Genomic DNA, 14,695 nt, shown 5'->3' on the forward strand with positions numbered 1-14,695 from the left:
ACCCATGCCCGTCGGCGTGCGCGAGGCAGACCTTCGCGATCCGGCCGAGTGCGCGCGGATCGCGGCCTTCGTCGCGGCGACCGATGGCGCGACGCCGTTTCATCTGCCGCAATGGAGCCGCGCCGTGCAGGAGGCGTGTGGCCAACGCGCGCACTATCTGCTGTCCGAGGATACTAGCGGTGCGATCCTCGGCGTGCTGCCGTTGACCGAGATGCGCTCGCTGCTGTTCGGGCGCGCGCTGGTGTCGACCGGGTTCGGCGTCGATGGCGGCGTACTGGGGGCGTCGATCGAACCGCTTGCGGCGGGGGCGTGGAACCTGGCGCTGCGGTTAGGCTGCCCATCGGTCGAACTCCGTGGCGGCGCGGCGCCTGATGGCTGGACCAGCGACGACACCAGCTATCTCGGGTTCGCGCGCGATCTCGCGGCGGACGAGGCGGCCGAGCTGCTCGCGATCCCGCGCAAACAGCGCGCCGAAGTTCGCCGTTCGCTCGGGCTCGATCTTGAGATCGTGACCGGCAACGACCGTACGCTGCTCGACGAGCATTATCGGATCTACGCCGAGTCGGTCCGCAACCTCGGTACGCCGGTCTTTCCCGCGAAACTTTTCCGGTGTGTTGCGAGCACGATGGACGCCGATGTTCTCACCGTTCGGCATCAGGGTGTCGCGGTCGCCAGCGTGCTCAGCCTGTATTTCAACGGCACCGTCTATCCCTATTGGGGCGGCGGGACCGATGCGGCGCGCGCGCTGCGCGCCAATGACCGGATGTATTTCGCGCTGATGGCGCACGCGCGCGCGAAAGGCTGCACGCGGTTCGATTTCGGGCGCTCGAAGACCGATACGGGCGCGGCGGCGTTCAAGAAGAACTGGGGCTTCACGCCAGAACCGCGGCTCTATGCGAAACGCAGCGACGGCCCCGCGCGCGAGGTGAACCCGCTCAATCCCAAATACGCGCTGATGGTGCGGACATGGAAGCGGTTGCCGCTCTGGGCCGCCACCGCAGCCGGGCCATGGATCTCCCGAGGCCTGGGGTGAGCCTGCTCTTTCTCGCGCACCGGATTCCCTTTCCCCCCGATCGCGGCGACAAGATTCGCGGCTTCCACATCCTCCAGTATCTGGCGAAGCGCACTCCCGTTCATCTGGTGGCCTTTGCCGACGATGCGGCGGACCTCGATCCGCCGGCAGCGTTCACCGACATGCTGGCAAGCTGCACGATCCTGCCACGCGGCAAATCGCAGAAGCTCGCGGCCGTCGAGGCGTTGGCCAGCGGCAAGCCGGTATCGCTGACCGCCTTCGCCAGTCCGGCGATGCAAAGCGCGGTCGACCGCATCGTGCCGCAGGTGTCGGGCATCTACTGTTTCTCGGGCCAGATGGCGCAGTATCTCCCCGCCGACGGTCCGCCCGTCGTCATGGACTTTGTCGACGTCGATTCGGCCAAGTTCGCAGGATTTGCAGACGACGCGCGCGGCCCGATGCGCTGGATGATGCGCCGCGAAGCCGGGCTGCTGGGCGCGTTCGAGCATGAGATTGCCGCGCGCGTTTCAGCGAGCCTGTTCGTCAGCCAGGCCGAAGCCGCGCTCTTCCGGGATGGCGGCGCGAACGGGCAGATCCTCGCGGTCGAGAACGGTATCGATTCGGTAACGTTCGACCCGGCGGCGGCCTTCGTCGACCTCCCAGGCGGTATCCGCTCCGGCAAGACACGACTGATCGTGTTCACCGGCCAGATGGATTACCGGCCCAACATCGACGCCGTCACCTGGTTCGCGCGCGACATCCTTCCGCTCGTCCGCCAACGCCGCGCCGCGCAGTTCGCGATCGTCGGTCGCGCGCCCCCGCCCGCCGTCCAGGCGCTGGCGGGCGATCACGTCATCGTCACCGGGGCCGTCGACGACGTTCGCGGCTGGGTCGCCGCGGCAGACGTCTGCGTCGCCCCGCTGAAGCTCGCGCGCGGCATCCAGAACAAGGTGCTCGAGGCGATGGCGATGGCACGTCCCGTCGTCGCCTCTACAGCGGCGGCGGAGGGGATCGACCACGCCGACACGATCCGGGTCGCCGGCTCGACACAGGCCTTCGCCGACCAAGTCCTCGCGCTGCTCGACGCGCCGCAGACCGCTGCGCGTCTCGGCAGCGCGGCGCGGGCGCAGGTCATCGCACGTTATGGCTGGGATGCCCGCCTTGCCCCGCTGGACGCGCTGCTCGGTCTGACGGCATGAGCGCGTGGCGCCGTCACGGCATTGCGCTGGCGTTCGTGTCCGCGCTGATCCTGCTGACCTTCCGCAGCGACGTCGGCGATCTTGCGCATATCTGGTGGAACAGCACGACCTTCGGGCATTGCCTGTTCATCGGCCCGGTCGTCGCCTGGCTCGTCTGGCAACGCCGCAGCGACCTGGCCCAGCTGACGCCGACCGGCTGGTGGCCCGGCCTCGCGCTCGTCACGATCGGCGGGTTCGGCTGGCTGATGGGGGACGCCGCCTCGGTCGGCTTTGCGCGACAGCTCGGGCTGGTGATCATGCTGCAAGGCGCGGTCGTCACGATCCTCGGCCCCAACGTCGCTCGCGGGCTGCTGTTTCCGCTGGCTTATGCGGTGTTCCTCGTCCCGTTCGGCGAAGGCCTCGAACCGCCGTTGCAGGTGATCACGGTCGGGATCGTCATGCCGCTGCTCCACCTCGTCGGCGTGCCCGCGGTGGTCGACGGCGTCCTCATCCATGCGGGCCGCTATTATTTCGAGGTCGCGGAGGCGTGTTCGGGCGCCAAGTTCGTCATTGCGATGGTCGCGTTCGGCGTGCTCGTCGCCAATCTCTGCTTCGTGTCGTGGAAACGCCGGGCGGTCTTCCTGATGGTCTCGGTCGTCGTGCCGGTCATCGCCAACGGCGTCCGCGCGTTCGGGACGATCTGGGCGGCGGACCTGACCTCGGTCGAGGCGGCCACCGGGTTCGACCACATCGTCTATGGCTGGGTGTTCTTCGCGCTCGTCATGGCGGGCGTGCTGGCGATCGGCTGGCGCTGGTTCGACCGGGCGCCCGACGATCCTGCCTTCGATCCCGCCCGGCTCCAGGCGATGCCGCGCCACCGCACCGACCTGCTGGTCGCCACCGCACTCGTGCTCGCAACGGTCGCGCTGTTCCCGGCCTGGAGCGCGGCCGTCGCAGGCCGGGCGCAGCCGCTGCCCGCGCATATCGACCTGCCCGACATCCCCGGCTGGCACCGCGTCCCGGTCAGCACCGCCGCACCCTGGATACCTTATTATCCGGGCGCAGACCATTATCTGTTCGGCCGCTATGCCGACGCCTCGGGCGCGACCGTCGACATCGGCATCGTGGTGTTCGGCAGCCAGCGCGAGGGCAAAGAACTGATCGCCTACGGTACCGGCGTCCTGCGCCAGGAGGATCGCTGGGTCCGCGTCGCCGATCTGCCCGACATCGCGCGCGGGTCGGCGATGCGGATCACCGCGCCGGGGCCCGTAGAGCGGATCGTCGCAACGTGGTACCGGGTCGGCGACGTGACCACGCAGGACGAGACGCTGGTGAAGATCGAGACGATGAAGGCGCGGTTGCTCGGCGGCCCGCAACGCGCGGTGGCGATCCACCTCTCGGTCGAGGGCGCCGATCCGCGACCGATCACCCGCTTCCTCGCCGCGCTGGGGCCGATCGACGCGGTGGCCGATACCGCTGCGGGGATGCGCTAGATGTGCGGCATCGCCGGGATCTTCCATCCGGGAACGCCCAAGCCGGTCGAGCCCAACCGCATCCTCGCGATGATCGCCGCGCAGGCGCATCGCGGGCCCGACGGCGACGGCATCTGGACCGCGCCCGGCGTCGGCCTGGGGCATCGCCGGCTGTCGATCATCGACCTCGAAGGCTCGCGGCAGCCGATGTCCGACGGGTCGCTGACGATCACCTATAATGGCGAGGTCTATAACTTCGCCGAACTGCGCGACGCGCTGATCGCCGAGGGCGCGATCTTCCGGACGACGGGCGATACCGAGGTGCTGCTCCATGCGTGGCGCGCGTGGGGGCCGTCGATGCTCGACCGGCTGAACGGCATGTTCGCGTTCGCGATCCACGATTCCGCCGCACACACGCTGTTCCTCGCGCGCGACCGGCTGGGCGTGAAGCCGCTGCATTATGTCGAGCTGGCGGACGGCTCGCTCGCCTTCGCGTCCGAGCTCAAGGGCCTGCTCGCGCATCCGCAATTGCGGCGCGTCCCCGATCTCCACGCGGTCGAGGATTATCTGGCGCTGGGGTACGTGCCCGATGACGCCTGCATCGTCGCGGGCGTGAAGAAACTCGCCGCGGGTCATTTCCTGCTCGTCGAGCGCGGTCGGCCGGTGCCGCCGCCGCGCCGGTGGTGGGACATCGATTTCTCGAACCGCGCGACCGGCTCGGCCAAGGCGCTGGGCGAGGAGCTCGTCGATCGGATGCGCGCGGGCGTGCGGTCGCGGATGGTCGCCGACGTGCCGCTCGGCGCGTTCCTGTCGGGCGGGGTCGACAGCTCGGCGGTCGTCGCGCTGATGGCCGAGGCAAGCCCCAAGGCGGTGCGCACCTGCACGATCGGGTTCGACGAAGCCGGCCATGACGAGCGCGGCTTCGCCACCACGGTCGCCCGCCGCTTCGCCACCGACCACCGCGAGCGCGTCGTGCAGTCAGGCGATGTCTCGCTGATCGACACGCTCGTCGCGAGCTTCGACGAACCGTTCGCGGATGCCTCAGCGCTCGCGACCTATCAGGTCTGCGCGCTCGCCCGCGAAAGCGTCACCGTCGCGCTGTCGGGGGATGGTGCGGACGAGGCGCTCGCCGGCTATCGCCGCTACAAGTTCCAGTCCGCGGAGGAACGCATTCGCGGCCTGCTCCCAGCCCACCTGCGCGCGGACGTCTTCGGGACGCTCGGCCGCTGGTATCCCAAGGCCGACTGGGCGCCGCGCCCGCTCCGCGCCCGCTCGACATTGCTCGCGCTCGCCCGCGACGGTGGCGAGGCCTATGCCCGCTCGGTCGGCGTCACTGCGCCCGAGCTCCGCATGCAGCTCTTCACGCCGAGCGCGCGCGCTGCGCTCGGCGACTATGCTGCGGAGGATCGCTATGTTGCGACGATGGCCAACGCGCCCGCGCGCGATGCGATCGACCGCGCGCAATATGCGGATATCAAGCATTGGCTGCCCGGCGATATCCTGACGAAGGTCGATCGCACGAGCATGGCGGTCGGGCTCGAAGCGCGCGAACCGCTGCTCGACCACCGCCTGATCGAGTTCTGCGCCACGCTGCCCGCGACCATGCGGCTGCGCCACGGCGAGGGCAAATGGCTGATGAAGAAGGCGATGGAGCCCTATCTGCCGCGCGAAATACTCTATCGCCAGAAGATGGGCTTCGTCACGCCGATCAGCGCGTGGTTCCGCGAGGCGCTGGCGGGCGAGGCAATCGCGCTCGCCAAGTCGCGGACGCTCGGCGAGACCGGCTGGTTCGACATGGCGACGATCGCGCGGATCGCGGACGAACACCGAATGGGCAGGGCCGAGCACGGGCGGACATTGTGGCAGTTCGTGATGCTGGAGCGATCGATGCGGCGGATGTTCAGTTAGGGCGAAGCGGCGTCTTGGCGTCGATCTGCGCGCGCGCGATCAACTCGTCCAGCGCGGCCTCGTCCAGCCGCCCCGCAGTCCGCAGCGCGGCTTCGGGAGTCATCGCAATGACGGTGCCGTTAGGCCCGTCAATGATCACCTCGCCGTTTTCGTGGAAGACGTCGCGGGGTTCGGCATGCGGACGGGTCATCGCGCTCTCCTGAGTTGCAGGTTAAACGTTACGGCACTGATATTAGGTCCGTAAACCTGACTCGCATCGTCATGGCGAGACCAGCTCGCCCATCCACCGATCGAACAGCTGCGGCCATAACGAGCCTGGCGACCGCGGCGACAGGCGCGTGCCAAAGCCGTGTCCGCCGCGCTGGAGGAAGTGCGCCTCCGCGGGGATGCCGGCGCGGCGCGCGGCGGCAAGCGTGTCGACGCTGTTGGCGACCGGCACGGTAGTGTCGTCCTCGGCATGGACCAGGAAGAGCGGCGGCGCACCGGGCCGCAGCTGGCGGTCGATCGCATAGCGCGCCTGGACCGTCGGCAGCGGATCGGGGCCGAGCAGGTTGGCACGTGATCCACCATGGCTGCGCCCGGGATCCATGTTCGAGACGGCGTACATGAGCCCGGCCCAGGCGGGGCGTGCAGAATGCCGGTCGGCGGCATCGACCGGCCGATAGACGTTGAAGTCGGGCAGCACGGTCAGCGATCCGGCGAGATGACCGCCGGCGGAGAAGCCGAGCACCCCGAGCTTGTCCGCGCGGATGCCATAGGTGCGCGCATTGGCACGGATCAGCCGCATCGCCCGCTGTGCGTCGGCGAGCGGTACGTCCGCCCGGTCCGCCCAGCCTTCGCCCGGCAGGCGATAGCTGAGCACGAACGCAGTGATCCCGAACGCGTTGAGCGCACGCGCGACGTCGATACCCTCGTTGCGGAGCGAGGTGATCGCATAGCCGCCACCGGGGACGATCAGCACCGCGCGGCCATCGGGTCGCGCTGCCCGGAACACGCCGACCTCGGGACGCACCACGCCGCGCATCTGGAAATCACGATAGCCATCGGGATAGCGCGGCATCGTCGGATGCGGAGTCGGCAGTGGGTTCGGGGCACCCTGCGGTATGCCGGGCCAGAGCGCGAACCGCTCGGCGGGCGGCCAGATCGGCAGGTCCGTCTCGCGCGGCTGACCGCCGCCCAACTGCGCTCCGGTCCGCGCGAATGCGGCGGGGGCGACTCCGGCAACGAGGGGAATGGTGAGGAGCGAGCGGCGGTCGAAGGTCATGCCGGACTGCTAGCCGATCCAACCCCGTTGGGGGAGGGGAGCGCGATGCGATCGGCGATTTTTCCCGGCAGCGGCCCCAAGATCCTCAAAACACTGCCAATGCCGCGTGCAGCGTAAGCGCCACCAGTGTCAGGCTCGACAGCACGAACACAACGAAACGGTCGCGAACCCGGTTGCTGGTCGCCTGGATCAGGCTGTGCATGATCCGCAACCCGACATAGGCCCATGCAATCCAGGCGTTGGGCCCGTCGCCCGAGCCGCTCAGCGCCAGCACGGTGCAGACTGCGTAGAACAGCGTCGGCTGTTCCATCAGGTGATTATAGTTGTGGACCTTCCACTGCGCCTGCGGGGGCAGCGACCGGTCGGCATCGGACCCCTTGGTGCCGACGAGCGTGCGCAGGTCGACGCCCGCCGCCTTCATCGCCGGCAGCCGCGTGGCGAGCGCCCAGCCCAGCATGACGAGCGTCCACGCGATCAGCACGACCATCGGACGCAGGATGTCGCTGTGCATGAAAAAGCCTCCCCCGGTTATCCCCGGGAGAGGCTGCCTCAATTGCCGGGGCGGGGCAATGCCGATCGCAGTTCCAAGAATCCTCCCCCGCCAGGGGGAGGTGTCAGGCACTTGCCTGACGGAGGGGGAGGACACGGAACCAAGGTTATCGCCGCCGCCCCCTCCGACGCCTTCGGCGCCACCTCCCCCTTGCGGGGGAGGATGTAGAGGTCAGGCCTTGTCGAAGCTCGCGCCCCACTTGCGGACCGGACGGTCCTTCCACAGGCCGCGGTGATACGCGTCCGATGCCAGCAGCGGCATGACCGAACCCGCCTCGGCGAACACCATCTGCTCGATGCCGGTGTTGACCTTGCCCCACGAGGCGGCCTCCTGCAGCGTCGACGACGAGCACGCACCGTCGCGCACGTCGGCGACGGTGATCTGCACCGCGTACTTGTGAACCTGGACGTCGTCGTGGCCGAGGATCTCGGCGCACACCACGGTGTCCTGGATGAAGTTCTTCGGCACGCCGCCGCCGATCATGAGAAGCCCGGTGGTGCCCGCCTTGATCTTGATCTCGGTAAGCTCGCGGAAATCGGCGATCGCGTCGAGGACCATGTAGGGCTTGCCCGCCTTCGCGGCATCGACCTGATGCTTGACCAGACCGAAGCCTGCCGAGCTGTCGACGAACGCCGGGCAGAAGATCGGCACGTCATGCTCATAGGCGAGCTTGACGAGGCTGTTCTCCTTCTTGCCGTGCTCGACGAGATACTTGCCCATCTCGCGGATGAATTCGCGGCTCGAATAGGGGCGGGGTTCCAGCGTCTCGGCGATCTCGAAGATCGTGTGGTCGACGTGCTGGAGCTCTTCCTCGTCGATATAGGTGTCGTAGATCCGGTCGATCATCAGCGAGCGCAGCACGTCGTCGTGCGGCACCTCGAGCGCCTGGTAATGCTTGTGGCCGAGGCCCTCGAAGAAATCCATGTCGACGATCGTCGCGCCGGTCGCGACGATGCCGTCGATCATGTTGTTGCGCAGCAGCTCGGCATACAGGTCCATGCAACCGCCAGCGCTCGTCGAGCCCGCGATCACGAGGAAGATCGTGCAGTCCTTGTCGGCGAGCATCTGGTTGTAGATGTCGGTCGCGCGGCCGAGGTCGCGGCTGGTGAACGACATCTTCTTCATCGCGTCGACGATCGGCCGCGCGTCGAAGCTGGTGATGTCGATATGCTCGACGGTGGTGGACAGGAGCTCAGCCTTGCGCTGCGCGTCGATGCGGGTGTCTTCGGTCATGTCTGAATTCTCCAGAAATTCCCCTCCCGCTTGCGGGAGGGGTTAGGGGAGGGGCTGATCGATCCGCGAACGCCATCGCTCGCGGACAAGCCCTCCCCCGACCCCTCCCGCAAGCGGGAGGGGAGGAAGAAGGGCGCGGTACTAAAGCTTGGTTACAGCTTGACGACGTTGGACGCGAGGTCCTGATACCGGTCGACGTACAGCGAGACCATCGGCTCGTCGGTGACGATCACCGTCTCGTCCGATCCGAACCCGTTGAACGCGGTCCGCATCGCCGAGCCATAGGCGCCGAGCATGCCGATCTCGATATAGTCGCCGGCCTGGATGTCGGCGGGCAGCAGGAACGGCCCGACCATGTAATCCATGTCGTCGCACGTCGGACCGTAGAAGCTGAACTCAATGTCCTTCGCCCGGCTGTCCGGCTCGCGGAGCAGCTCGACCGGGAAACGCCAGCCGATATGCGCCGCATCGAACAGCGCGCCATAGGCGCCGTCGTTGATGTACAGCTCGGTCCCGCGGCGCTTCTCGACGCGCACGATGATCGACGAATATTCCGCGCACAGTGCCCGGCCCGGCTCGCACCACAGCTCGGACGAATAGCTGACAGGCAGCGACTCGAACGCACGGTGGATCGTCTCGAAGAAATGCTCGAGCGGCGGGGGCTCCATGCCCGGATAGGACGACGGGAATCCGCCGCCGACGTCGATCACGTCGACCGTGACCGCCGCCTCGACGATCGCCGCACGGACGCGCTCCATCGCGTTCGAATACGCTTCCGGGGTCATCGCCTGCGAACCGACATGGAAGCAGATGCCCAGCGCGTCCGCCGCCTGGCGGGCCGCGAACAGCAGCTCCTTCGATTCGCCGGGGGCGACACCGAACTTCGATGCGAGCGAAAGCTTCGAATGCTCCGACGACACGCGCAGCCGGACGCACAGCGTCAGGTCGGCGGCTTCGTTGGTGGCACGAACGACCTTGTCCAGCTCTTCCAGGCTGTCGAGGCTGAAGGTCCGTACGCCATGCGTGAAATACGCCTCGCGGATCGCTTCCTCGGCCTTGACCGGGTGCATGAAGCACAGGGTCGCCTCGGGCAGCGTACGGGCGACCAGGCGCACCTCCGCGATCGACGCCACGTCATAATGCGTGATGCCATTGTCCCACAAAATCTGCAGGAGTTCGGGGCTCGGGTTCGCCTTCACCGCGTACATCGAGCGGCCCGGAAACTTCTCTGCGAAGAATCGGGCTGCGCGCGCAGCGGCGTGCGGTCGAACGAGCGTGACCGGATCAACCGGGCGCCCCTTAGCGATGTCGATGCCGCGCCCTGCGTTGGGGGAGACGGCGGTCGAATGGGCTTTCGCTAGCCCCAGCGCGTTATGATGCTTGTGCAATTCAAGGGACCTCCAATGTCCTGAGACAAATTACGAAAACACTGCCTTGCGGTTGGAAGTCCCATGGGGCAGCGGAAGCGCGATTTAGGATCGCTTGCCCCCCATGTAAATAGGGTTGGCTGCATAGGAGCCAGTGTGTGACGATTTTGCGACAGCCGACACGGGCGGGGGTCCGCGATGCGGCGGAAAAGATCGCCCGCATCCTCCCGCCGACGCCGCTATTCATCTGCGAAATCAAGGGTGTACCGGTCGCTTTTAAGGCTGAATCGTTGCAACCAATCGGCGCGTTCAAGATTCGAGGCGCCTGGCATCGGCTGACCGCGCTGGACGAGGGCGCGCGGAAAAAAGGTGTCGTCGCGTTTTCCTCGGGCAATCATGCGCAGGGGGTGGCCTGGGCGGCGAAGCGGCTCGGGATTTCGGCGACGATCGTGATGCCCTCGGACGCGCCGCGGTTGAAGCGCGAATCGACGCTGGCGCTGGGTGCGGAGGTCGTCACCTACGATCGCGCCACCGAAAGCCGCGAGGCGATCGCCGCGCAACTTGCGGAAGCGCGCGGCGCGACGTTGGTACCGAGCTTCGACGACCCGTGGATCATCGAAGGGCAGGGGAGCACCGGGATCGAAGCGGCCGCGCAGATGGCGGCGTTGGGCATGGGGGTCCCGACTCGCGTCGTCATACCGTGCGGCGGCGGCGGTCTGTCGGCGGGCATCGCGCTGGCGCTGAAGGACAGCGCGATCACCGTCGTCGAACCCGAAGGCTGGGATGACATGCGGCGGTCGCTGGAGGCCTCCTGGATCGAACCCGTCGGACCCAACCCGCCGCCGACCGCATGCGATTCGCTCCAGACCTTGCGCGTATCGCCGCTGACCTTCGACGTCCTCTCCCGCCGCGATGCGACCGGCGTCGCGGTCAGCGAATCGGAGATCGCCACGGCGCAGCGCTGGGCGGGAGAGAAGCTGAGGCTGGTGATCGAACCCGGCGGCGCAGTCGGGTTGGCGGCGGTGCTCGCCGGCAAGGTGAAGCTCGAGCCCGGCCTGCTCGTCATCCTGTCGGGCGGCAACGTCGATCTGGCCGCCTATGCCAAGGCGATGGTCGCATGAACGCCGCTCTGACCACGATCGCCGCTGCAGCGCCTGCGATCGCCATGCTGGGCATGTTCGCCTGCCTGATCGGCGGCGTCATGCTCATCGTAAAGAAGCGCGACACGAAAAAGGGCGTGCTGATGCTGGTAATGGCCGCGGTCCTGCTAGCCAACGTAGCAATCTGGACGCTCTAAACCCCTCTCCCCCCGGGGGAGAGGGAGGGGCCCGCCGCCCTTGCGGTGGGAGGGTGAGGGGCGTTGGGAGAACGAACCTATCCCAACACCCCCTCATCCGGCGCTCCCGCGCCACCTTCTCCCCCGAGGGGAGAAGGGCAGAAGTCACCTAATCGGCGAGTTCGGGTCCAGCCGCATGTCGAGATACTTGTCCACCGACCCCATCAACTCGGGCATCTCATGCTCGAAGAAGTGGTTCGCCTTGGGGATCGTGTCGTGATGGATCGTGATGTGCTTCTGCGTGCGAAGCTTGTCGACCAGCTTCTGCGTGGCACCCGGCGTCGCGACCTCGTCGCCCTCGCCCTGGATGATGATCCCGCTCGACGGGCACGGCGCGAGGAAGGTGAAGTCGTACAGGTTCGCCGGCGGTGCGATCGAGATGAACCCGCGGATCTCTGGACGCCGCATCAGCAGCTGCATGCCGATCCACGCGCCGAAGCTCACGCCCGCGATCCAGGTCGTCTGCGCCTCTGGGTGGAAGCTCTGCACCCAGTCGAGTGCGCTCGCCGCATCGCTCAGTTCGCCGACGCCGTTGTCGAACACGCCCTGGCTCTTGCCGACCCCGCGGAAATTGAACCGCAGCGTCGCGAAGCCGCGCCGCTGGAACGTCTTGTACAGCTGCTGGACGATCGCGTTGTTCATCGTGCCACCCGCCGACGGATGCGGATGCAGGATCATCGCGACGGGCGCGCGCGGGCGCGGACCCGGCGCAAAACGACCTTCGAGACGGCCTTCGGGACCGGGGAAAATGACTTCTGGCATGGGCACTCGCGAGCTGGGATGTGCACTCGGGTGGAGTGCCGGACTATGCGCGCTATATAGGGTTCGAGCCTCTTTTCGCAATTGGAACCGACCCTGTCCCGCAACACGCCCCGCATCTACCTCGATCACGCCGCGACCACGCCGATGCGACCCGAGGCCATCGCGGCGGTGATGGAGGGTATGGCGCGCTGGGCGAACCCGTCCTCGCCGCACGCCGAGGGGCGGGCGGCACGCGCCGCGCTCGAGGGCGCGCGCAAGCGGATCGCTGCGGCACTCGACTGGCCGCACCACTTGATCCTGACCAGCGGCGCGAGCGAGTCCGCAGCGCTGGCACTGCGCGGCCGGCCGGGCGCCGGTGTAGCGGCCGTGGAGCACGACGCGATCCTGCGCGTTGCCGAGGGGCCGATCATGCTGCCGATCGACGACGATGGGCGCATCGAAACGGCAAACCTGCCCGCCGTCGTCGCAGTCCAGTCCGCGAACAGCGAAACCGGCGTCCTCCCGGGTGTGCCGGAGCGCACGGCGACCGATGTCTGGATCGCCGATTGCTCGCAGACCGCCGGCAAGCTCGCGCTCCCCGACGCGGACCTCGTCATCGTCTCGGCGCACAAGCTGGGCGGTCCCCCCGGCATCGGTGCATTGCTGGTCCGCGACCTGGGGCTGCTCGACCCGACCGGCGGGCAGGAGCGCGGCTATCGCGGTGGGACGGAGAACCTCCCGGCCGCGCTCGGTTTCGCCGCCGCGCTGGAGGCACCGCGTGACTGGTTCGCCGCCATGACAGACCTCCGCGCCACGCTCGATGCCGCCATCCTCGCGAGCGACGGCGAGATCGTCGGCCGCGACGCGCCGAGGATCCCGACGATCGCCTCCTACCGCATGCCCGGCATAAGCTCCGCGGCGCAGTTGATCCGCCTCGACATGGCAGGGTTCGCCGTCTCGGCGGGCAGCGCCTGTTCGTCGGGCAGCATGCGCCCGAGCCACGTGCTCGCCGCGATGGGCTATACCCCCGAAGCCGCCGCCGAGGTCGTCCGCGTCAGCTTCGGCTGGACCACGACACCCGACGACGTCGCACGGTTCGCCGAGGCCTGGACCCGGATCGCACGAGACATGAAGCGAGCCGCATGACCTATCTCGATTACCAGGCGACCACCCCGCTCGCGCCCGAAGCGCTCGCCGCAATGCTGCCGTGGCTCGAATCGCAGCACGCCAACCCGCACTCCCCGCACCGCGAAGGCCGCCGCGCGAAAGCCGCGGTCGAGGTCGCGCGCGATCAGGTGGCCGCGCTGCTGCCCCCCGGCGGCCGGGTCGCCTTCACCAGCGGCGCGACCGAGGCGCTCAACTGGGCGATCAAGGGCACGACCGGCCCGATCGTGACGCTCGCGACCGAACACGCCGCCGTCCTCGACACGGTTGCAGCCGAGGCGGCCAGGGGGCGTCAGGTCACGGTCCTCCCGGTCGGCCCCGACGGCGTGGTCGATCTCGATGCGGCCCGCGCCGCGATCCTCCCCGGCACCGGTCTCGTCGCCGCGATGCTCGTCAACAACGAGATCGGCGTGACCCAGCCGATCGCGGCGCTGGCCGATCTCGCGCATGCAGCCGGCGCACTGATGCTCTGCGACGCAGTGCAGGGCTATGGCCGCGTACCGATCCCCGACACCGTCGACCTGATCGCGATCTCCGCGCACAAGATCCACGGTCCCAAGGGCATAGGCGCGCTCTGGATCCGCGACGGCGTCGACCTCGCCCCGCTGTTGCACGGCGGCGGGCAGGAAGCGCCCGGCCGATCCGGCACGCTCTCGCCCGCGCTCTGCGCAGGCTTCGGTGTCGCGGCCAAGCTGATGGCCGCGCGGACGATCGAGGACGCCGCGCATGTCGACACCCTACGGTCGCTTGCGCTCGACCGTCTCGGCCCCGACTGGATCGTCAACGGCTCGACCGAGCACCGCTATCACGGCAACCTGAACGTCCGCCGCGACGGTCTCGACGTGAACCGGCTGATGTCGGACCTGCGCGACATCGCCTTCTCCGCGGGCTCGGCCTGTGCGAGCGGATCGGGTCGGTCCAGCCACGTCCTCCGCGCGATCGGGCTCACCGAAGCGCAGGCGCGCACCAGCATCCGTCTCGGCTTCGGCCGCTACACCACCGAAACCGAACTGCGCGATGCGATCGGCGCGATCGTTGCCGCTGCCGAGGGACAATGGCCATGATCGTCCGCTTCATCGCCCGCGACGGCACCGCCACGACGGCCGCAGCCAACCCAGGCGACCGATTGCTCGACACCGCGCAGGCGCACAATCAGCCGCTCGAGGGCACCTGCGAAGGCCAGCTGTCCTGCGCGACCTGCCATGTCGTCGTCGAGCCCACCGACTTTGCGCGCCTCCCGCCCGCGAGCGAGGACGAGGAGGACATGCTCGATCTCGCGCACAACGCCACGCGGACCAGCCGGCTCGCCTGCCAGATCCGCCTGACCGACGCGCTCGATGGACTGACCGTTCGGATTCCGGGTTAGGTCAACAAAGCTTACAGGAAGACAACGCGCGGTTCAGGGAACGTCCACGCCCGCAAGCCGATTATCCGCTCATCGCCTCAATGTACGAGGTCTTGAGAGGAGTA

The 14,695-nt window shown here is 68.0% G+C and carries 15 protein-coding genes; 9 read left to right on the forward strand and 6 right to left on the reverse strand.

Annotated features, from left to right (window positions below):
* Nucleotides 1-4 precede the first annotated feature (4 nt).
* The 4 genes from ASE79_RS14310 to ASE79_RS14325 are packed head-to-tail and all read left to right on the forward strand — an operon-like array spanning nucleotide 5 to nucleotide 5,570.
* On the forward strand, nucleotides 5-1,033 hold the full coding sequence (locus ASE79_RS14310) for a FemAB family XrtA/PEP-CTERM system-associated protein (RefSeq protein WP_416354516.1): 1,029 nt from the start codon (nucleotides 5-7) through the stop codon (nucleotides 1,031-1,033).
* A complete protein-coding gene (locus ASE79_RS14315; RefSeq protein WP_056417901.1) occupies nucleotides 1,030-2,211 on the forward strand; it encodes a TIGR03087 family PEP-CTERM/XrtA system glycosyltransferase in 1,182 nt (393 codons plus the stop codon). Before ASE79_RS14310 ends, ASE79_RS14315 begins: the two co-directional genes overlap by 4 nt.
* Nucleotides 2,208-3,683, forward strand: a complete 1,476-nt coding sequence (gene xrtA / locus ASE79_RS14320; RefSeq protein ID WP_056417903.1) for an exosortase A — start codon at nucleotides 2,208-2,210, stop codon at nucleotides 3,681-3,683. Before ASE79_RS14315 ends, xrtA begins: the two co-directional genes overlap by 4 nt.
* Nucleotides 3,684-5,570 carry an XrtA/PEP-CTERM system amidotransferase gene (locus ASE79_RS14325; RefSeq protein WP_056417906.1) on the forward strand — a complete coding sequence of 629 codons (1,887 nt, stop codon included), beginning with the start codon at nucleotides 3,684-3,686 and terminating at the stop codon, nucleotides 5,568-5,570. It begins immediately after the preceding gene.
* Here the strand turns inward: ASE79_RS14325 and ASE79_RS14330 are convergent.
* The 5 genes from ASE79_RS14330 to ASE79_RS14350 form a co-directional block, all read right to left on the reverse strand.
* Nucleotides 5,563-5,760 (reverse strand): hypothetical protein, encoded by a 198-nt coding sequence (locus ASE79_RS14330; RefSeq protein ID WP_056417909.1) that lies wholly within the window; start codon nucleotides 5,758-5,760, stop codon nucleotides 5,563-5,565. The two genes, ASE79_RS14325 and ASE79_RS14330, sit on opposite strands and share 8 nt — an antisense overlap.
* 69 nt (nucleotides 5,761-5,829) lie before the next feature.
* The gene (locus ASE79_RS14335; protein ID WP_056417912.1) at nucleotides 5,830-6,834 is read right to left on the reverse strand and encodes an alpha/beta hydrolase; all 1,005 of its coding nucleotides are present in this window, start codon (nucleotides 6,832-6,834) and stop codon (nucleotides 5,830-5,832) included.
* An 85-nt stretch (nucleotides 6,835-6,919) separates the two neighbouring features.
* A complete protein-coding gene (locus tag ASE79_RS14340; protein ID WP_056417915.1) occupies nucleotides 6,920-7,345 on the reverse strand; it encodes an MAPEG family protein in 426 nt (141 codons plus the stop codon).
* Nucleotides 7,346-7,555: 210 nt separating this feature from the next.
* Nucleotides 7,556-8,617, reverse strand: a complete 1,062-nt coding sequence (locus ASE79_RS14345) for a 1,9-bis(guanidino)-5-aza-nonane synthase (protein WP_031396469.1) — start codon at nucleotides 8,615-8,617, stop codon at nucleotides 7,556-7,558.
* Between the two features lie 152 nt (nucleotides 8,618-8,769).
* Nucleotides 8,770-10,005 carry a type III PLP-dependent enzyme gene (locus tag ASE79_RS14350; RefSeq protein WP_082445327.1) on the reverse strand — a complete coding sequence of 412 codons (1,236 nt, stop codon included), beginning with the start codon at nucleotides 10,003-10,005 and terminating at the stop codon, nucleotides 8,770-8,772.
* A 137-nt stretch (nucleotides 10,006-10,142) separates the two neighbouring features.
* Here ASE79_RS14350 and ASE79_RS14355 point away from each other — a divergent pair, with 137 nt between their 5' ends.
* Together ASE79_RS14355 and ASE79_RS14360 are read left to right on the forward strand one after the other, a co-directional pair.
* The gene (locus ASE79_RS14355; protein WP_056417921.1) at nucleotides 10,143-11,105 is read left to right on the forward strand and encodes a threonine ammonia-lyase; all 963 of its coding nucleotides are present in this window, start codon (nucleotides 10,143-10,145) and stop codon (nucleotides 11,103-11,105) included.
* Nucleotides 11,102-11,281: a hypothetical protein gene (locus ASE79_RS14360; RefSeq protein WP_056417923.1), complete on the forward strand. Its 180-nt coding sequence runs from the start codon at nucleotides 11,102-11,104 to the stop codon at nucleotides 11,279-11,281. The genes ASE79_RS14355 and ASE79_RS14360 overlap by 4 nt, the downstream gene beginning before the upstream one ends.
* 144 nt (nucleotides 11,282-11,425) lie before the next feature.
* On the opposite strand, the gene ASE79_RS14365 is transcribed toward ASE79_RS14360, so the two are convergent.
* Nucleotides 11,426-12,082 (reverse strand): alpha/beta hydrolase, encoded by a 657-nt coding sequence (locus tag ASE79_RS14365; RefSeq protein WP_031395613.1) that lies wholly within the window; start codon nucleotides 12,080-12,082, stop codon nucleotides 11,426-11,428.
* An 81-nt stretch (nucleotides 12,083-12,163) separates the two neighbouring features.
* On the opposite strand from ASE79_RS14365, the gene ASE79_RS14370 reads away from it, so the two are divergent.
* From ASE79_RS14370 to ASE79_RS14380, 3 genes are read left to right on the forward strand one after another with little or no spacing between them, the layout of a single operon-like run.
* Entirely contained in the window at nucleotides 12,164-13,207 is a 1,044-nt protein-coding gene (locus ASE79_RS14370; RefSeq protein ID WP_268796168.1) for a cysteine desulfurase family protein, read from the forward strand.
* Nucleotides 13,204-14,289 (forward strand): cysteine desulfurase family protein, encoded by a 1,086-nt coding sequence (locus ASE79_RS14375; protein WP_056417926.1) that lies wholly within the window; start codon nucleotides 13,204-13,206, stop codon nucleotides 14,287-14,289. The genes ASE79_RS14370 and ASE79_RS14375 overlap by 4 nt, the downstream gene beginning before the upstream one ends.
* Nucleotides 14,286-14,591 carry a 2Fe-2S iron-sulfur cluster-binding protein gene (locus ASE79_RS14380; protein WP_056418555.1) on the forward strand — a complete coding sequence of 102 codons (306 nt, stop codon included), beginning with the start codon at nucleotides 14,286-14,288 and terminating at the stop codon, nucleotides 14,589-14,591. The genes ASE79_RS14375 and ASE79_RS14380 overlap by 4 nt, the downstream gene beginning before the upstream one ends.
* Nucleotides 14,592-14,695 lie beyond the last annotated feature (104 nt).

Source organism: Sphingomonas sp. Leaf28 (assembly GCF_001421685.1).
Classification (GTDB): Bacteria; Pseudomonadota; Alphaproteobacteria; order Sphingomonadales; family Sphingomonadaceae; genus Sphingomonas; species Sphingomonas aurantiaca.

What these genes read in the sequence shown, in the direction of transcription:
- ASE79_RS14310 (WP_416354516.1), top strand. Translation starts at nt 5, where the DNA reads ATGCCCGTCGGCGTGCGCGAGGCAGACCTTCGCGATCCGGCCGAGTGC.
- xrtA (WP_056417903.1), top strand. Translation starts at nt 2,208, where the DNA reads ATGAGCGCGTGGCGCCGTCACGGCATTGCGCTGGCGTTCGTGTCCGCG.
- ASE79_RS14325 (WP_056417906.1), top strand. Translation starts at nt 3,684, where the DNA reads ATGTGCGGCATCGCCGGGATCTTCCATCCGGGAACGCCCAAGCCGGTC.
- ASE79_RS14330 (WP_056417909.1), bottom strand. Translation starts at nt 5,760, where the DNA reads ATGACCCGTCCGCATGCCGAACCCCGCGACGTCTTCCACGAAAACGGC.
- ASE79_RS14335 (WP_056417912.1), bottom strand. Translation starts at nt 6,834, where the DNA reads ATGACCTTCGACCGCCGCTCGCTCCTCACCATTCCCCTCGTTGCCGGA.
- ASE79_RS14340 (WP_056417915.1), bottom strand. Translation starts at nt 7,345, where the DNA reads ATGCACAGCGACATCCTGCGTCCGATGGTCGTGCTGATCGCGTGGACG.
- ASE79_RS14345 (WP_031396469.1), bottom strand. Translation starts at nt 8,617, where the DNA reads ATGACCGAAGACACCCGCATCGACGCGCAGCGCAAGGCTGAGCTCCTG.
- ASE79_RS14360 (WP_056417923.1), top strand. Translation starts at nt 11,102, where the DNA reads ATGAACGCCGCTCTGACCACGATCGCCGCTGCAGCGCCTGCGATCGCC.
- ASE79_RS14365 (WP_031395613.1), bottom strand. Translation starts at nt 12,082, where the DNA reads ATGCCAGAAGTCATTTTCCCCGGTCCCGAAGGCCGTCTCGAAGGTCGT.
- ASE79_RS14375 (WP_056417926.1), top strand. Translation starts at nt 13,204, where the DNA reads ATGACCTATCTCGATTACCAGGCGACCACCCCGCTCGCGCCCGAAGCG.
- ASE79_RS14380 (WP_056418555.1), top strand. Translation starts at nt 14,286, where the DNA reads ATGATCGTCCGCTTCATCGCCCGCGACGGCACCGCCACGACGGCCGCA.